20 protein-coding genes are annotated in these 13,917 nt (G+C 71.5%); 8 read left to right on the top strand and 12 right to left on the bottom strand.

What is annotated here, in order from left to right:
- Positions 1 to 1,277: S9 family peptidase (locus tag AOK03_RS32450; RefSeq protein WP_055568961.1), on the bottom strand; the 1,277-nt coding region annotated here is incomplete at its 3' end.
- A gap of 71 nt (positions 1,278 to 1,348) precedes the next feature.
- On the opposite strand from AOK03_RS32450, the gene AOK03_RS32445 reads away from it, so the two are divergent.
- Positions 1,349 to 2,182, top strand: a complete 834-nt coding sequence (locus AOK03_RS32445; protein ID WP_055568959.1) for a class I SAM-dependent methyltransferase — start codon at positions 1,349 to 1,351, stop codon at positions 2,180 to 2,182.
- 3 nt (positions 2,183 to 2,185) lie between these two features.
- On the opposite strand, the gene AOK03_RS32440 is transcribed toward AOK03_RS32445, so the two are convergent.
- Positions 2,186 to 2,719 (bottom strand): hypothetical protein, encoded by a 534-nt coding sequence (locus tag AOK03_RS32440; protein WP_157869139.1) that lies wholly within the window; start codon positions 2,717 to 2,719, stop codon positions 2,186 to 2,188.
- 308 nt (positions 2,720 to 3,027) lie between these two features.
- On the opposite strand from AOK03_RS32440, the gene AOK03_RS32435 reads away from it, so the two are divergent.
- Positions 3,028 to 3,843 carry an RNA polymerase sigma factor SigF gene (locus tag AOK03_RS32435; protein WP_107098171.1) on the top strand — a complete coding sequence of 272 codons (816 nt, stop codon included), beginning with the start codon at positions 3,028 to 3,030 and terminating at the stop codon, positions 3,841 to 3,843.
- A 13-nt stretch (positions 3,844 to 3,856) separates the two neighbouring features.
- Here the strand turns inward: AOK03_RS32435 and AOK03_RS32430 are convergent, their stop codons facing one another.
- The 5 genes from AOK03_RS32430 to AOK03_RS32410 form a co-directional block, all read right to left on the bottom strand.
- The gene (locus AOK03_RS32430; protein ID WP_157869138.1) at positions 3,857 to 4,795 is read right to left on the bottom strand and encodes a hypothetical protein; all 939 of its coding nucleotides are present in this window, start codon (positions 4,793 to 4,795) and stop codon (positions 3,857 to 3,859) included.
- A 220-nt stretch (positions 4,796 to 5,015) separates the two neighbouring features.
- Positions 5,016 to 5,633: an Asp23/Gls24 family envelope stress response protein gene (locus tag AOK03_RS32425; protein WP_055568955.1), complete on the bottom strand. Its 618-nt coding sequence runs from the start codon at positions 5,631 to 5,633 to the stop codon at positions 5,016 to 5,018.
- Positions 5,630 to 6,589 carry a DUF6286 domain-containing Asp23/Gls24 family envelope stress response protein gene (locus tag AOK03_RS32420; RefSeq protein WP_055568954.1) on the bottom strand — a complete coding sequence of 320 codons (960 nt, stop codon included), beginning with the start codon at positions 6,587 to 6,589 and terminating at the stop codon, positions 5,630 to 5,632. The genes AOK03_RS32425 and AOK03_RS32420 overlap by 4 nt, the downstream gene beginning before the upstream one ends.
- The gene (locus AOK03_RS32415; protein ID WP_055568953.1) at positions 6,586 to 6,771 is read right to left on the bottom strand and encodes a hypothetical protein; all 186 of its coding nucleotides are present in this window, start codon (positions 6,769 to 6,771) and stop codon (positions 6,586 to 6,588) included. Before AOK03_RS32415 ends, AOK03_RS32420 begins: the two co-directional genes overlap by 4 nt.
- A gap of 3 nt (positions 6,772 to 6,774) precedes the next feature.
- Positions 6,775 to 7,299 carry an Asp23/Gls24 family envelope stress response protein gene (locus AOK03_RS32410; RefSeq protein WP_055568952.1) on the bottom strand — a complete coding sequence of 175 codons (525 nt, stop codon included), beginning with the start codon at positions 7,297 to 7,299 and terminating at the stop codon, positions 6,775 to 6,777.
- 182 nt (positions 7,300 to 7,481) lie between these two features.
- Between AOK03_RS32410 and AOK03_RS32405 the strand changes: the two genes are divergently transcribed.
- From AOK03_RS32405 to AOK03_RS32395, 3 genes are read left to right on the top strand one after another with little or no spacing between them, the layout of a single operon-like run.
- Positions 7,482 to 8,069, top strand: coding sequence for an RNA polymerase sigma factor (locus tag AOK03_RS32405; RefSeq protein WP_055568951.1), 588 nt, complete (start codon positions 7,482 to 7,484; stop codon positions 8,067 to 8,069).
- A gap of 17 nt (positions 8,070 to 8,086) precedes the next feature.
- Positions 8,087 to 8,782, top strand: a complete 696-nt coding sequence (locus tag AOK03_RS32400) for a hypothetical protein (protein ID WP_244177836.1) — start codon at positions 8,087 to 8,089, stop codon at positions 8,780 to 8,782.
- Positions 8,779 to 9,120: an Asp23/Gls24 family envelope stress response protein gene (locus tag AOK03_RS32395; RefSeq protein ID WP_055568949.1), complete on the top strand. Its 342-nt coding sequence runs from the start codon at positions 8,779 to 8,781 to the stop codon at positions 9,118 to 9,120. Before AOK03_RS32400 ends, AOK03_RS32395 begins: the two co-directional genes overlap by 4 nt.
- Positions 9,121 to 9,162: 42 nt before the next feature.
- Here the strand turns inward: AOK03_RS32395 and AOK03_RS32390 are convergent, their stop codons facing one another.
- The 4 genes from AOK03_RS32390 to AOK03_RS32375 form a co-directional block, all read right to left on the bottom strand.
- Positions 9,163 to 9,657: a hypothetical protein gene (locus AOK03_RS32390; RefSeq protein WP_157869137.1), complete on the bottom strand. Its 495-nt coding sequence runs from the start codon at positions 9,655 to 9,657 to the stop codon at positions 9,163 to 9,165.
- A gap of 124 nt (positions 9,658 to 9,781) precedes the next feature.
- Positions 9,782 to 10,180 (bottom strand): ATP-binding protein, encoded by a 399-nt coding sequence (locus tag AOK03_RS32385; RefSeq protein WP_063792619.1) that lies wholly within the window; start codon positions 10,178 to 10,180, stop codon positions 9,782 to 9,784.
- A 176-nt stretch (positions 10,181 to 10,356) separates the two neighbouring features.
- A complete protein-coding gene (locus AOK03_RS32380; protein WP_055568947.1) occupies positions 10,357 to 10,764 on the bottom strand; it encodes a rodlin in 408 nt (135 codons plus the stop codon).
- Positions 10,765 to 10,902: 138 nt separating this feature from the next.
- Positions 10,903 to 11,700 (bottom strand): LCP family protein, encoded by a 798-nt coding sequence (locus AOK03_RS32375; RefSeq protein ID WP_157869136.1) that lies wholly within the window; start codon positions 11,698 to 11,700, stop codon positions 10,903 to 10,905.
- Between AOK03_RS32375 and AOK03_RS42870 the strand changes: the two genes are divergently transcribed.
- A complete protein-coding gene (locus AOK03_RS42870) occupies positions 11,701 to 12,156 on the top strand; it encodes a hypothetical protein (protein WP_157869135.1) in 456 nt (151 codons plus the stop codon). It begins immediately after the preceding gene.
- A gap of 286 nt (positions 12,157 to 12,442) precedes the next feature.
- On the opposite strand, the gene AOK03_RS32370 is transcribed toward AOK03_RS42870, so the two are convergent.
- Positions 12,443 to 12,853, bottom strand: a complete 411-nt coding sequence (locus AOK03_RS32370) for a rodlin (protein WP_055568945.1) — start codon at positions 12,851 to 12,853, stop codon at positions 12,443 to 12,445.
- A 235-nt stretch (positions 12,854 to 13,088) separates the two neighbouring features.
- On the opposite strand from AOK03_RS32370, the gene AOK03_RS32365 reads away from it, so the two are divergent.
- Both AOK03_RS32365 and AOK03_RS32360 read left to right on the top strand, forming a co-directional pair.
- Entirely contained in the window at positions 13,089 to 13,499 is a 411-nt protein-coding gene (locus AOK03_RS32365) for a rodlin (RefSeq protein WP_055568944.1), read from the top strand.
- 193 nt (positions 13,500 to 13,692) lie between these two features.
- Positions 13,693 to 13,917 (top strand): chaplin (locus AOK03_RS32360; RefSeq protein WP_055568943.1); only part of this gene is annotated, 225 nt, incomplete at its 3' end.

The following is a 13,917-nucleotide window of genomic DNA, read 5'->3' as shown; positions in this document are numbered from 1 at the left end:
GTGGAGCCGCGGTAGTTGACCCGGACGACCGCGTACCCGTGGTCGACCCAGGCGGCCGGGCCCGCCGCGAAGGAGTCGCTGTCGTGCCAGGTGGGGCCGCCGTGCACCTCGAAGACGGTGGGGAGGGGGCCGGTGGAGCCCGCTGGGCGCTGGACCAGCGCGTGGATGCGGCCGCCGGGGCCGTCCACCCACACGTCCTCCACCGGGACGGACTTCGGGGCCTTCATGCCGGGCGGGTCGAGGACCACGCCGCCCGCCGTGGAGCGGACCACCGGCGGCTCGGCCGCCGACGACCACATGTACTCCACGGAGCCGTCCGGGCGGGCCGTCGCGCCCGACACGGAGCCCGCGGGGGTCTCGATGCGCTCCAGCGCGGCGGTGGACAGGTCGTACCGGAACAGCTCGCCGCGGGCCTCGAACTCGTGCGCGACGAGGAGCGCGGAGCCGTCCGGATACCATTCGGCGCTCACGTCGCCCGGCAGGCCGAGCACGAGGTCGTTCTCCTCGCCCGACGCCACGTCCCACACCATCGGCTCCCAGCGGCCGCGCCGCTGATGCCCGACGAGCAGGCGCGTGTCGCCGTCGACCGGGGCGAAGCCGAGGACCTCCAGGCCCAGCTCGACCGTGCCGCCCTTGGTGTCGTCCAGCTCGGCGACGGCCGAGCCGTCGGGCCGGATCACCCGGAGGGCGGAGTGCATCGCGTCGCCGTGCTCCGTGTGCTCGACGGCGATCAGCGTGCCGTCGTGCGAGAGGTCGCCGACGCCCGCCGACTCCCGGTGGCGGTACACCTCGACCGGGGCGGTGCTGTCGGGGCGCACGACGTGGATCGTCGAGCCGTCGTCGTCCGTGGAGCGGCCGACGACCACCGTCCTGCCGTCCCTGCCGAGGGCCAGCCCCGCCGGATAGGAGGCCTCCAGGCCCGGCACCGCGGGCTCGTCGGCGCCCCCGCCGAAGGGCTGGCGCCGCCAGACGCCGAACTCGTCGCCGTCCGTGTCGTCGAACCACCAGATCCACTCGCCGTCGGGCGACAGCGCGCCGTCCGTCGTGCCGTTCGGCCGCTCGGTCACCTGGCGCTGGGTGCCGGTCGTCCTCTCCCATGCGTACAACTCATATGTCCCCGTCGCGTTCGACACGAACAAGGAGCGCTGCGGGGCGTCCTCCGCCCAGTCCGGCAGTGACACCCGCGGCGCCCTGAACCGCTTCTCCCAGTCCGGCATGGAGGACTCCGCCCCCGTCTTTCCTGCACCCGTCGCGCTCGTCGCACCCGTCTCGCTCATGCCCCCATACTGCCTGCCCCCGCCGACAAACCGCTGGCGGGATTCCCCAGCCTGTGGATAACTTTTCGACCATGTACTCCCGGACGCCCGCCGACTGGCGCGAGACCAACCGGAGGCGTTGGGACGAGCGCGTCCCCCTCCACCTCGCCAGCGACTACTACGACCTCGACGCCTTCCGCGCGGGCCAGGACCCGCTGCGCGACCACGAGCTCGCGGAGGTCGGCGACGTACGCGGAAAGTCCCTGCTGCACCTGCAGTGCCACATCGGCCTGGACACCCTGTCCTGGGCGCGGCACGGAGCGTCCCGCGTGGTCGGGCTCGACTTCTCCGAGCCCGCCGTCGACGCGGCCCGCGAGCTCGCCGCCGAGCTCGGCCTCACCCCGGAGCAGGCCGCTTTCGTCGCCGCCGACGTGTACGACGCGGCCGAGGCGGTGCCCGACGTCTCGTACGACATCGTCTACACCGGAGTGGGCGCCCTCGGCTGGCTCCCCGACATCCAGCGCTGGGCCGAGACCGCCGCCTCACTGGTGGCGCCCGGCGGCTTCCTCTACCTCTCCGAGTTCCATCCGCTCACCGACGTCCTGGACGACGCGACGGGCTCACGCATCGAGCACGACTACTTCGCGCGCGACGCCTGGATCGACGAGACACCCGGCGGGTACGCGGACACGACCACCCCCACCGTCCACAACCGCACCGTCGAGTGGCAGCACCCGATCGGCGACGTCGTCTCCGCGCTCGCCGCCGCGGGCCTGCGCATCGAGTTCCTGCGCGAGCGCGACCAGACGCTCTTCGAGCGCTTCGGCACGCTCGAACTGCGCGACGGCGCCTACCGCTTCCCCGCCGACCGGCCCCGCATCCCGCTCATGTACTCGCTGCGGGCGAGCAGGCCCGAAGGAGGCTAGGCCTCACGGCAACGGAGACGGGGGCCGGAGCCAGCCCTCCCGCTGGTGCGTGAACTCGCCGAGCTTCGTCCAGTCCCACGACTGCAGCACCTCCCGCCCCTGGTCGTCGTCCGGCTGGATGACGGCGACGACCACGTCGGACGTGTGCCGGGTCAGGAGCAGCGTCCGCAGGCGGCGGGCGACGTCCGAGCCGCGCTCCGCGGGCACCACCATCAGCTCGCTCAGCAGGAACACCCGCCCCGCCGTGGTCCGTTCGAAGGCGGCGGGGGACAGGACGCTGCGCATGACCTCCCACCACTCGCTGCCCCGCTCGGCGCGGTAGCCGTAGAGGCAGCCGAGCAGCGCCCCGGCTTCGGCCACGACCATGTCGAAGTCGGTCTGCTGCACGTCGCGTTCGAAGCGGTGCAGGAAGTCCTGCCGGATGTCGTACTCGGCCCCTGCCGTGCCCCGACGGGCCTCCACATAGAGGTCGGCGACGGCCTCGCGCTGCTGCTCCGCCTGCCAACGGCTCAGCCGCCGCAGGAACATCTCTGGCATGTGCGCCTCCCGCCCCGCCCCGCTGAGGGCGACTCCCCCTACACCCTGACTCCGCATGGTGACAGCACGGACGGGCGAGCGGAACGGTGCGTCAGGCCGGACACGGGTGCTCCCGGGGGCGCCCTGCGCGGGCCCTTCGAACTCGCCTCGCACATGAGGAGCTTAAACCGGGAAGTACTGGGAAGGCGGGACTGTGGATGTCCCGCCCGTTGTCCCCGAGCGAAGGTGAACCAGTGAGGCCGCCTACACAGTTGACTGCAGCATCTGCACAAGAGGAAGCACGCTCGACGACTGCTCCCTGGGAAGAGATGTCCAGCAGCGAACTGCCGTGGGTCGAGGACGCGGGCAGCGTCGCGCCCAAGGACGCCCGGGACCTGTCGAAGATCTTCTTCGACCGGCTCCAGGTACTCGAAGAGGGCACCCACGAGTACCAGTACGCGCGCAACACCCTCATCGAGATGAACCTGTCGCTGGTGCACTACGCGGCCGGCCGGTTCCGCGGCGGCAGCACCGACATCGACGACATCGTGCAGGTCGGCACGATCGGCCTGATCAAGGCCATCGACCGCTTCGACCTCTCCCGCGAGGTCGCGTTCAGCACCTTCGCGCTGCCGTACATCACGGGTGAGATCAAGCGGTTCTTCCGCGACACCACCTGGGCCGTGCACGTGCCGCGCCGCCTCCAGGAGCTCCGCGTCGACCTCGCCAAGGCCAAGGAGTCGCTGGGCGCCGAGCTGGACCGCGAACCCACCGTCCGGGAGCTCGCGGACCACCTCGACCTCACCGAGGAGGAGGTCAACGACGGCCTCGTCGCCGCCAACGGCTACACGGCGGGCTCGATCGACGTCCCCGTCGGCCAGGACGACGGCTCGCAGGGCCGTGACTACGCCGACGTGCTCGGCGAGGACGACCCCGCGCTCGACCTCTTCGAGGACCTGCACGCCCTCGCCCCGCTCATCGAGCAGTTGAACGAGCGCGAGCGGCACATCATCGAGATGCGGTTCGGCCAGGAGATGACGCAGGCCCAGATCGGCGAGGTGCTCGGGATCTCCCAGATGCACGTCTCGCGACTGCTGACGCGCACCCTCGCCAAGCTGCGCTCCGGGCTGCTCACCGAGCGGTGACCACCACCACGTCTCACATGCCGACTGGATACGCGTGCACATCCCCATAGGGCAGGTGATAGTCGTCCGGCGGGCCCTGTGGCGCGTACGACGGATGGTGGCTCAGCGTCTCTTGCGGGAAAAGGCCATGAGGAGACCCGTCGGTTCGGTGGCGCCGGTGGCGCCCAGGTTGTCGCGAGGGAGCCTGCGCGGGCTCCCATGAGTCACCTCCCGTCCGGACATCGGCCTGAGCCGCGGCGGCCGCTGCCTGGGCGGGTGCGCTCTCCGCGTAGGAGAGCTCCTGCACCCTGAGCGCCAGTGCCGACAGATCGCAGCCCAGCTGAGTGGCGAGCACGCTGGGGTTCACCCCCTCGTGCCAGCCCTGGACCAGCAGCTGGTCCATCGGCGCGGTCCACGCGACGGCGTGGGGAACCGCCGTCGGAGCCGCGACCTGCACGTGCGGGGCAGCGGAGGCGGCCGCGGGAGCGGTCATGGAAGCCGCCACGGAAGCCGTCACGGGTCCGGGCCCCGGCGCGGGGCCGGGAGCGGGTCCCGGCACGGACGCGGGCGCGGCGGCGGGCGCGGACGCGGGCGCGGACACCGCGACGGTCTCCCGGGCGGGCGCGGGCGCAGGCGCGGGGACGGTCGCCGCCACGGGTTCCGCCGGGGCGGGGGAGACCTGCTCCGGCACGGCCCGGATCTCCTGCGTCTCCTGCGTCTCGCACGGTTCCGCGGGCGCGGAACGTGGTGCGTACGCCGGGACCGAAGCGGCCTCGGCGGCGAGGTCGAGCGCGTTCGTCGCCAGGTCGAGCGCTTCCTCGCGGTTCACGGACTTGCGTGCCGTCCGGACGTCGCGCTCCGGCAGACCGAGCACGTGCGCCGCCCCCGTGTCGCTGCCGATGGTGACGGCCAGGGCCGCCAGCACACGGTTTCTGCTCTTTCTCAGCTCCTCCAAGGTCAACTGCGCGTCCACGACACGCTCGTTGGCTTCGCAATACATGTCTGCGAGCACGGCATGTCGCTCAAGCCGGTCCCTGAGTTCCATGACCGTCTGAACGGATGAACGTCTTTGAAGGAAATGGCGTTGACCGGCAAGTACTCCAGTCGGCCCTACTTCTCCTATCAGCAGGTGGGTCATTCGTACTTTCCGGAGAACCGGAGAAATTCAGAACAGGCGACCCGGAACAGGCGGCTCAGGACAGGCGGCGCGGCGGGCCGGTGACCCTGCGACGAGGCGAACCGGTCCGCGACGACCGCACCGTGAGGCGCACGTCGGCGGTCAGCGGGCGGGGCGACACCGCGGCCCTCGCCTCGGCCACCGTCTGCCGGGCGAGGCGCCCGAGCACCGCCTCCGGGGAACTGTCCGGCTGCAGGACCAGCGTGATGCGGGCGCGCAGCCGCCGCGGGGTGCCCCGGAGGCGTACGCGTGCGTGGGCCACGCCGTCGATGGCACGCGCCCGCTCGGTCATCACCGCCGCCAGCGCGGCCCCGGACAGCGTCACGTCGGGCTGCCCGAGGGGCAGTTCGCGCAGCCGCCCGCCGCGCACCTGCGCCACGGCCCAGCCGAGGAACAGCAGTACGGCGACGGAGAGCACGGCGATCACCAGCGGCGTCCACCAGCCCTGGTCCCGCCACCGGCCGAGCTGCGGCCCGTCGAGCCACACCCGGTCGGAGCCGAGCCGCGGCGCGTCCGACGGCAGCCGGTCGCGTACGACATCGGTCGCGGACGCCAGCACGGCGCCCGCGCCCAGGAGCGCCGCCGCGAGACAGAGCAGGGCGGTGCGGTTGCCGCCGGTACGGATTCGGCTCACCCTTCTTCGCCTCCTTGCGCCGGAGCGCGCCAGGCGGGTTCCGTGCGCAGCCGGACCCGCAGTCGTGGCGGCCGGGCGGCCCCGCAGGAGGCCAGGGCCCGCTCCGCCGTCTCGGTCAACGCCCGGTGTGCCGGGTCGAGTTCGCCGAAGGCGAGCCCGGCACGCACGGTGGCCCTGCGCCGCCCGACACGGACCCGCACACGGGTGATGCCGGGCAGGCCCGACACGGCGTCCCGCAGCAGCGACGCCACGGCGCTCCGGTCGATGACCGCACGGACGCCGGGCAGCGGCGGCCGCAGCGGCAGCCGTCCGCGTGCGCCCGGCGTGACGGCGAGAACCAGCAGCCACACGCCGAGGCAGAGCACGGCGAACGCCGCCGCCGCGCCGGGCCACGCGCCCGCGTGCGGGCCGTGGGAGGTGAGCCAGTCCATCAGATCGGATCGCCAGCGCGCGGGCGCACGACCGGCCGCGTGCACGGCCACCACGTCGTACAGGAGCACGGCGCAGGCGGCGGCGGCAGCCAGCGCCGCCACCGCCACGGGCGCGCGGCGCGGGGACCACGGACGCCGGGCCCGCGGCTCGCCGCCCGCCCGCTCCACGGCCGCCGCCTCCTCGGCCGCCGCCTGTTCCTCGGCCACGGCCGACCCCTCGCCCGCCGCCCGCACGCGCAGCTCCCGCACCCGCACCCGTGCCGAGGGCACGGCGAGGCCGGTGAGCAGGGCCGTGCGGTCGGCGACGTGCGCCCGGACGCGCTCGCCCGACTCGTCGAGCACCAGGGGATAGGGCAGCGTCACGGTGACGTCGACGCGCGCCCGGCGGCCGCGGACCGACGCCGAAGTCCGGCCGGTCCGCACCTCGCCGGGCGCGAGCGCCTCCGTGGCGGCCCGCTCGACGATGCGGCGCACCGCCCGGTCGGCGACGGTCGTCGTGCCGCGGTCCGCCGCGGGGACGCTCATCGTCGGCCCCGGTCCCGGCCGCTGAGGAAGCCCCGTACGTCCGTGCCGTCATCCACGAAGCGCCCCACGACGAAGCCGACCGCGCCGAGCGCGCCGACCAGGAGGAACGCCCCGAAGCCGCCGAACCACGCGGCGAAGCCCAGGGCCATCCCGGCGATCAGGCCCACCAGAGCTGTGCTCACCGCCTACTCCACCCGCGTCTCGCCGGCGGAGTCCGCGCTGTCGTCGTCGGGCAGTCGTACGTCGTTGACGGCGACGTTGACCTCGACGACCTCCAGCCCGGTGATGCGCTCCACGGCGGCGATCACGTTCTCCCGCACGTCGTGGGCGACGTCGGTGATGGGCACGCCGTACTCGACGACGATGTCCAGGTCGATCGCGGTCTGCCGCTCGCCGACCTCGACCTTCACGCCGCGGCCGACGTTGGGGCGGCCGCCGGGGACGCGGTCGCGGACGGCCCCGATGGTGCGGGAGAGCCCGCCGCCCATGTCGTGCACGCCGGGGATCTCCCGTGCGGCCGTCCCGGCGATCTTCACCACCACCACGTCGGCGATGGAGGTCTTGCCGCGCGTCGCGGCCGGCTCGTGGGCGCCGGTGCGGCCCGTCAGGGTGGTGCTGCCCGGCACGGTCTGCACGGCGCCGGTGAGGCCCTGCTCGTCTCCACGGGACGTCGTCGAGGACGTCTTCGAAGTGCTCTCCTGAGTCGCCATGAAAGGCATCTCCTCGTTTGTCGGGTCGTCAGGGACTGCTCAACCGCTATGACCCGGGTGCCCCGGATTCGTTACGCGCCTCGGAGGAATTTCTTTTTCCGGCGGCCCAACCGGCCGCGTCGCGTAACGCGGGTGGTCCGTCGTGTGTCGTAGGTGTACGACTGGAGTGAGAGGAGCCGCGTGTGCCGGGGGACCGGGGCAGAGCGCAGGACGAAGCGGATGCTTCCCCGCCGCGCGATGACGGATTGCTGGCCGTACGGGCTGCCGAGGGTGACGACGAGGCCTTCGAGAAGCTCGTGCGCCGCCATGCGCCCGGCTTGCTGCGGCTCGCCACGCGGCTGCTCGGCAGCCGGACGGAGGCCGAGGACGCGGTACAGGAGTCCTTTGTGAGCGCCTGGCGCAAGGTGCCGGAGTTCCGGAGGGACGCGCAGTTCGGCACGTGGATGCACCGCATCGTCACCAACCGGTGTCTGAACGTGCTGCGGGCCCGCCGCCCCGCCCTGGACCTGGGCGAGGTGCCCGAGCCGCAGGCGCCGGAGCACGAGGCCTCACCGGTCAGGGTCGCCGAGGCGCACGCCGCGGTGGCGGACCTCGGCAAGGCGATGGAGGGGCTGTCCCCGGAACAGCGCGTGTGCTGGGTGCTGCGCGAGCTCAACGGCCTCCCCTACGACTCCATCGCCGAGACGGTCGGCATCAGCCCGGAAGCGGTAAGGGGCCGTGTCTTCCGGGCGCGGCGCCATCTCACGGAAGCGATGGCCGCATGGCGGTGAACGAGGAGCACGGGCCGATGAGGGACAACCCGACGACCGACGGACCGACCGACGAACCGACAGCTGGACCGACCGACGGACCGACCGACGAACCGAACGAACTGCTCCCCTGCGGCCGGGCGCTGTGGGAGGTGTGGGAGCGCGCGGAGAGCGGCGGGAGCGATCCGCACGCCGACACCTGCCCGCACTGCACCGAGGCGCTGAACACGCTGCGCAGCCTGGAGGACGTCGTCTCCGCCGCCCGCGAGCGGGACCGCGAGGGCGCCCCCTGGGACCCGGAGCCCGACACCTCCGCGCTCGTCGGCCGCGTGATGGACGTGGTGCGCCTCGAACTGAGGCCGGGCCGCACGCTGCCGCTGGGCGAGCCCGCGGAGGACACGTGGATCGTGGAGGCCGTCGCGGCGCGGACCGTCCGCGCGGCCGCCGATTCCCTGCCGGGTGTACGCGCGGGCAGCTGCCGCATCGAGGCGCTCGCCCACGAGGAGGGCGCCGCCGCGCCCGCGGGACGGTGGCCGCGCGGCCCCGTGCACATCCGCGCGGAGGTGGAGGTGGCCCTCACGTGGAACCTCCAGGAGGTCGCCGAGAAGGTCCGGCACACGGTCCGGGAGGCGGTCGACGAAGAGCTGGGCATGCGGGTCGCGACCGTCGACGTGACGGTCGCCGACCTCATCGACGACGACGCGGACGACAGCGCGGAGGGATGGCACCTGTGACGGAAAGACTCGCTACCAGCGCGCTGGCCGAAGCCGTCCAGGAGGCGGTGCTCGGCACGCCGGGCGTCGCGTTCCTGCGGCCGGGCATCGCCGACCTGCTCCGCGCCGCCAACCCGCTGACGAAGGGCACCGCCACGTCCCCGCGCTCCTCGGCGGTCCGGATCACCAGGGACAAGGGGACGGCGGGCCGGCACGCCGAGGTCCACGTCGTCCTGAGCCGCGGCCACCGGGCCGTGGACGTCACCCGCGAGATCCGCGCCGCCGTGACGCGGACGCTGGAGCGGCTGACCGGGGAACAGCCGTCGCGGGTCTCGGTGACGGTGACGGGGCGTGTGTGAGGCGGTGGGTGCGGGGCGGCGCGTGTGAGGCGGCGACGCCTCCTAGGCGAACGTCACCTCGCCCTTCGTGTCGGCGAGTTCCTTCACCTCGGCCGTGCGGGAGTCCACCGAGGTCATCGCCACGGTGACCGAGCCCTTGACGCCCTTCTCGGCCGTCCCGGAGAAGCCGTGCTGCCAGGGGTGGGCGGTGGCGCTGCCGTCACAGGTGCCGTCGAGGATCTGCTCCTGGGCGGTGCTCGTCGTCGCCGTCTTCGGGACGGGCAGGCCAGGGAGCCCCACCCACTGGTAGAGGCCCTGCATCGCCTGTGCCTCGTCCGCGTCGAGCTCGCGCTCCCGCTGCGTGCGCAGCGTGATCCGCAGCCGTACGGGGCCTTCGAAGCCCTCGCACGTGTACGTGCCCGCGACGACCGCCTTCTGGCCGTCCGCGGTGATCCGGGCCGTGCTGTCCAGGGTGACCTCGTACCGGTCGGCGGCGTTCGCCGCGCCGGGCAGCAGCGCCGTCGCCGCGGCCATCGCTGTCACGAGGACTGATTTCACGCATCGCTGCACCGTGGGGACCGGCCCTTCAGGAATGAGAGTGGGGGTACGGCCCATCGAACCCCTTCCGGGGCGGCTCGCCCGGTAGCCACACGGGTACGTGCCGGGCCCACCGGCACGCGGTTCACGCGGCCAGCGGTACGCGCGCGACGATGCACTTCCCTCCCTCGGGAAGGCGCGTCACGGACACCTCGTCGGACAGGTGGCACACGGAGGGCCAGCCGTGTCCGCCGCTCATGAGGAGGCTCGTGCGCGGCCGGGTCCGCGGGACCGTGTCGCTGCCGTCCTCGACGGCGATCTCGACGAAGCCTGGCCGGACCCGGCACTCGAATCCGCGCAGGCCGCCGCCGTGCCGGAGCGCGTTGGTGACCAGTTCGGAGGTCACCAGAACCGCGTCGTCGACCGCCATGTCACTGGCGTCGTGGTGCCCCTGGCGCAGCAGTGCGCGTACGACATCCCGGGCGGCGGCCGGGGTTCGGGGGCGGGTGAGGATGCAGGTGTCCTGCGTGCTGTCGGTTGTCACAGCGCATCACTCCCACCGGTGTTGTGGGGACCGTTCCCTCTTCGGCTGCCCGACGAGTCACTCCCCACACACGTCGTTCGGGTGGTTCGCCCCATCGGTCCCGCAACCCACGGCGGCCGCGCACGGAATCCGTGCGCGGCCGCCGGACGAACCGAGTCGTCGGGGCTTCGCCCGGATCAGCCGTTGTGGGCGCCGTTGCCCGAGAGGATCGGCAGGTCCTCCAGGATGTGCGACAGCGGCTCGTCGCCCTTGGCCTGCGTCGAGTTCTCGGTGCACTGCTGGTTCTGCGGCGCCGAGAGGACCGGGATGTCCTGGACGGCGATCGGCACGAGGCCGACCAGCGAGCCGACGTTGGCCTTGGCCGGCAGGCCGATGCAGGGCTTGTTCAGCGAACCCTGGACCAGGGACATCTGCGGGCTCATGTTGCCGTGCGTGGCGGAGTTGCCGAACACCTGCTCGGCACCGTTGCCGCTGACCGAGGTCGTGCCGGTGTCGTCACCGATGGCCATGGCCTGCGGGGCCGCAACGCCGGACACACCGGCGACGGAAGCGGCGAGGGCGGCCGTCGCGAACAGCTTCTTCATGGTGATGGGGTTCCCTTCGAAGAGAGGCTCCGCTTCGGAGCCGCATGGTGATCAACTGAGTGGTGGGGCAGCGGTTGCGGCCAGTGCCCCGTTCGGCCGATTAATGTGCTGAACGTCAGGGGCGGCCGCTCCCGTACGTCAGGGACAGGCGACCTTGTCGCCGCGGAAGGCCGTCTGACGCAGCAGCCGCGGCGGGTCGGCGGGCGCTGCCGATGCCTTTCCGCCGGTCAGGGCGCGATCCCGGTTCAGCGCGTCGAAGACCTTGTCCGCCTTGGGCCGGTCCCATTCGAGGGTGGCGCCGATGCCGTCCTGCGCATCGCTGAAGCCGCCGATGGGGACCGTCATGAACTCGGTCGCCGAGGGCGCCAGCTTGCGCAGGGTGGTGGTGAGTTCGGTCAGCCCGTCGACGGTGAAGCCCTGGTCGAGGCGGGTGGAGCCGAGTACGGTCCGGGCCAGCCGCGCGGTCCTGAGCGGGTCGGCGAACGCACGGTCCGCGGAGAGCGTGCGCAACACCCCGACCAGGAACCGCTGCTGACGCTGCATACGGCCGAAGTCCGCACTGTTGTCCACGTGCCGGGAACGCACGTACTGCAGGGACCGGCCCCCGGACAGCTTGTGCGTGCCGGGCTTCAGGTTCAGCTTGGTCGCGAAGTCCTTGAGGGGGCGCTTCGTGCACACGCGCACCCCGCCCGCCTCGTCGACCGCGTCGATGAACCGCCGAAAGTCGATCTCCAGGTAGTGGTCGACCCGGACGTTCGTCATCTCCTCGACGGTGTGCACCGCGAGCTGCGGGCCGCCCTCGGCGTAGGCGGCGTTGAGCTTGGCGGGGTGGGCCGGGGCGCCCTCGCCCGTCGCCTCCTCCCGGCGCTCGGGGATGACGGTGCGGGAGTCGCGGGGCAGGCCGACGACGCTGACCCGGTCGGACTTCTCCGACACATGGACGAGCATCATCGTGTCGGCGCAGTCACAGCCCCTTTTACCGGTGGAGAAGCGCCGCCGCTCGGATTTCGTGAGTCCGGCACGGCTGTCCGTTCCGAGCAGCAGGATATTCGTACCGGGTCCGTCGTTCGGACGATTCTTCATGCCGCCGAAGACATCGATGCGTTGGACAGGGAGAGGGGTGGCGGCCGCGGTGATTCCGGTGAGGGCGGCGGCGAGCGCGAGCCCCGTGGTGACGATGCCGAGACGCTTTACGGCTCGCTTCCTGCCTGGCGTACGGGAGGCCGTCCCCATGTTTTTCTCCGCGAATCGAGTGAGGGGGAAGAGGAACTCTTAAACCGTAAACCGACCGACGTGTCATTCCGTTGCGAAGGGAGTGTGGCGCAAGTGAACAACTCTTTCGCCTCAACGGTGCTGTTTCGTTTCGGACTTCGACAGGAACGAAAACAGTAGGCGCCCCCACTCGTGACGAGGACATATGGCTGACCGCACAGGGCCGTGGCAGCGGCAAGGTGTCATCCCGGTGAGCAGACAGTCCCCGGACTGCCTCACGGACCCCATCTACGAATCACTGCTCAGGAAATGGCGTGAACAGGGGAGAACGCTCCCGGGGCGCCCCGACCCCGAATGGCAGGGCCTGGTCGACCGCGATCCCTGGCCCCGGTACTGACGGCCGAAACCGACAAGACAGCGGGCCGCCCGGAAAAGCATGGGCGGCCCGCTGAACTGTGAATGAGCGTCAGTGGTTGTGCTCACCGTTGCCGGACAGCAGCGGGACGTCGCTCAGGATGTGCGACAGCGGCTCGTCGCCCTTGGCCTGCGTCGAGTTCTCCGTGCACTGCTGGTTCTGCGGCGCCGAGAGGATCGGGATGTCCTGGACCGAGATCGGCACGACGCCGACGAGCGAGCCGACGTTGGCCTTGGCCGGCAGGCCGATGCAGGGCTTGTTGAGCGAGCCCTGGATGAGAGCCATCTGCGGGCTCATGTTCCCGTACGTGGCGGAGTTGCCGAACTCCTGCATGGCGTTGTTGCCGCTCATCGTGTCGGTGCCGCCGTCGTTGCCGATGGCGAGCGCCGTGGGAGCCGCGGCAGCCGACATGCCGACGACGGAAGCCGTGACCGCAGCCGCGGTCATAACCTTCTTGAGCACAGGATTTCCCTTCTGAGTGAGCCCCCGTCCAAGGAGCACCCTGTAGCAACTACCGGAGCAATGAGGGGTTCCTAGGCTTTACCCGGGTTCACTCCAATGGCCTATCGAGCGGGGCTCCGACGGCAGTGCGGCGATTGCCGAAAGATCCGATGGAGTGAACGACCGGAACCAAACGTCGCCGCGCGAGTTGAGCAGCTCGCTGTAACCAGAGCGTCCGCCAGAAAAGGAACATCAAATGCTCAAGAAGGCAATGGCAGCGGCCGCGGTCGCCGTCTCCGTCGTCGGTATTTCCGCTGCCGCTTCGCCTGCCGCGATGGCCATCGGTGACGACGGCGGCACCACGTCGATGAGCGGCAACGATGCCAAGCAGTCGTTCGGCAACTCCGCCACCAAGGGCGACATGAGCCCGCAGCTCTCCCTCGTCCAGGGCTCGCTCAACAAGCCCTGTGTCGGCCTGCCCGTCAAGGGCAACGTCGGCTCGCTGGTCGGCCTCGTGCCGATCGCCGTCCAGGACATCCCGATCCTCTCGGCGCCGCAGAACCAGCAGTGCACCGAGAACTCGACGCAGGCCAAGGGCGACGAGCCGCTGTCGCACATCCTGAACGACATCCCGGTGCTGGCCGGCAACGGCGAGCACAACGGCTGATCGGCCGCTGCGCAGAGATTGCTCGGGCCGCCCGATTTCCTTCCTCCTCGGGCGGCCCGGGCTTTTTCATGCCCCGGGTTCGCATTCGAGTGAACTTCCGAGGGTTGTCAACTTCGCGGTTTCTTCTGGTCCTATCGCTCGTTGAGTAGGACTCAGGTCGCCGTTTAGGCGTGACCCGAAAGAAGGGAAAGCTATGAAGCTCAAGAAGAGCGCAACGTTCATTGCTGGCGCCGTCATGGCTCTGAGCCTGGGCGCCCCGGCGTTCGCCGACGCCGGTGCCGAGGGTGCGGCCGTGGGCTCCCCGGGCGTCCTGTCCGGCAACTCCGTGCAGATCCCGGTCCACGTTCCCGTCAACGTGTGCGGCAACAGCGTCGACGTCATCGCTCTCCTGAACCCGGCGTTCGGCAACCAGTGCGCC

This window comes from Streptomyces atriruber (assembly GCF_001418325.1).
Taxonomy (GTDB): domain Bacteria; phylum Actinomycetota; class Actinomycetes; order Streptomycetales; family Streptomycetaceae; genus Streptomyces; species Streptomyces atriruber.
The sequence above is the reverse complement of the archived record's forward strand: the minus strand, read 5'-3'. Positions and strand labels throughout refer to the sequence as shown.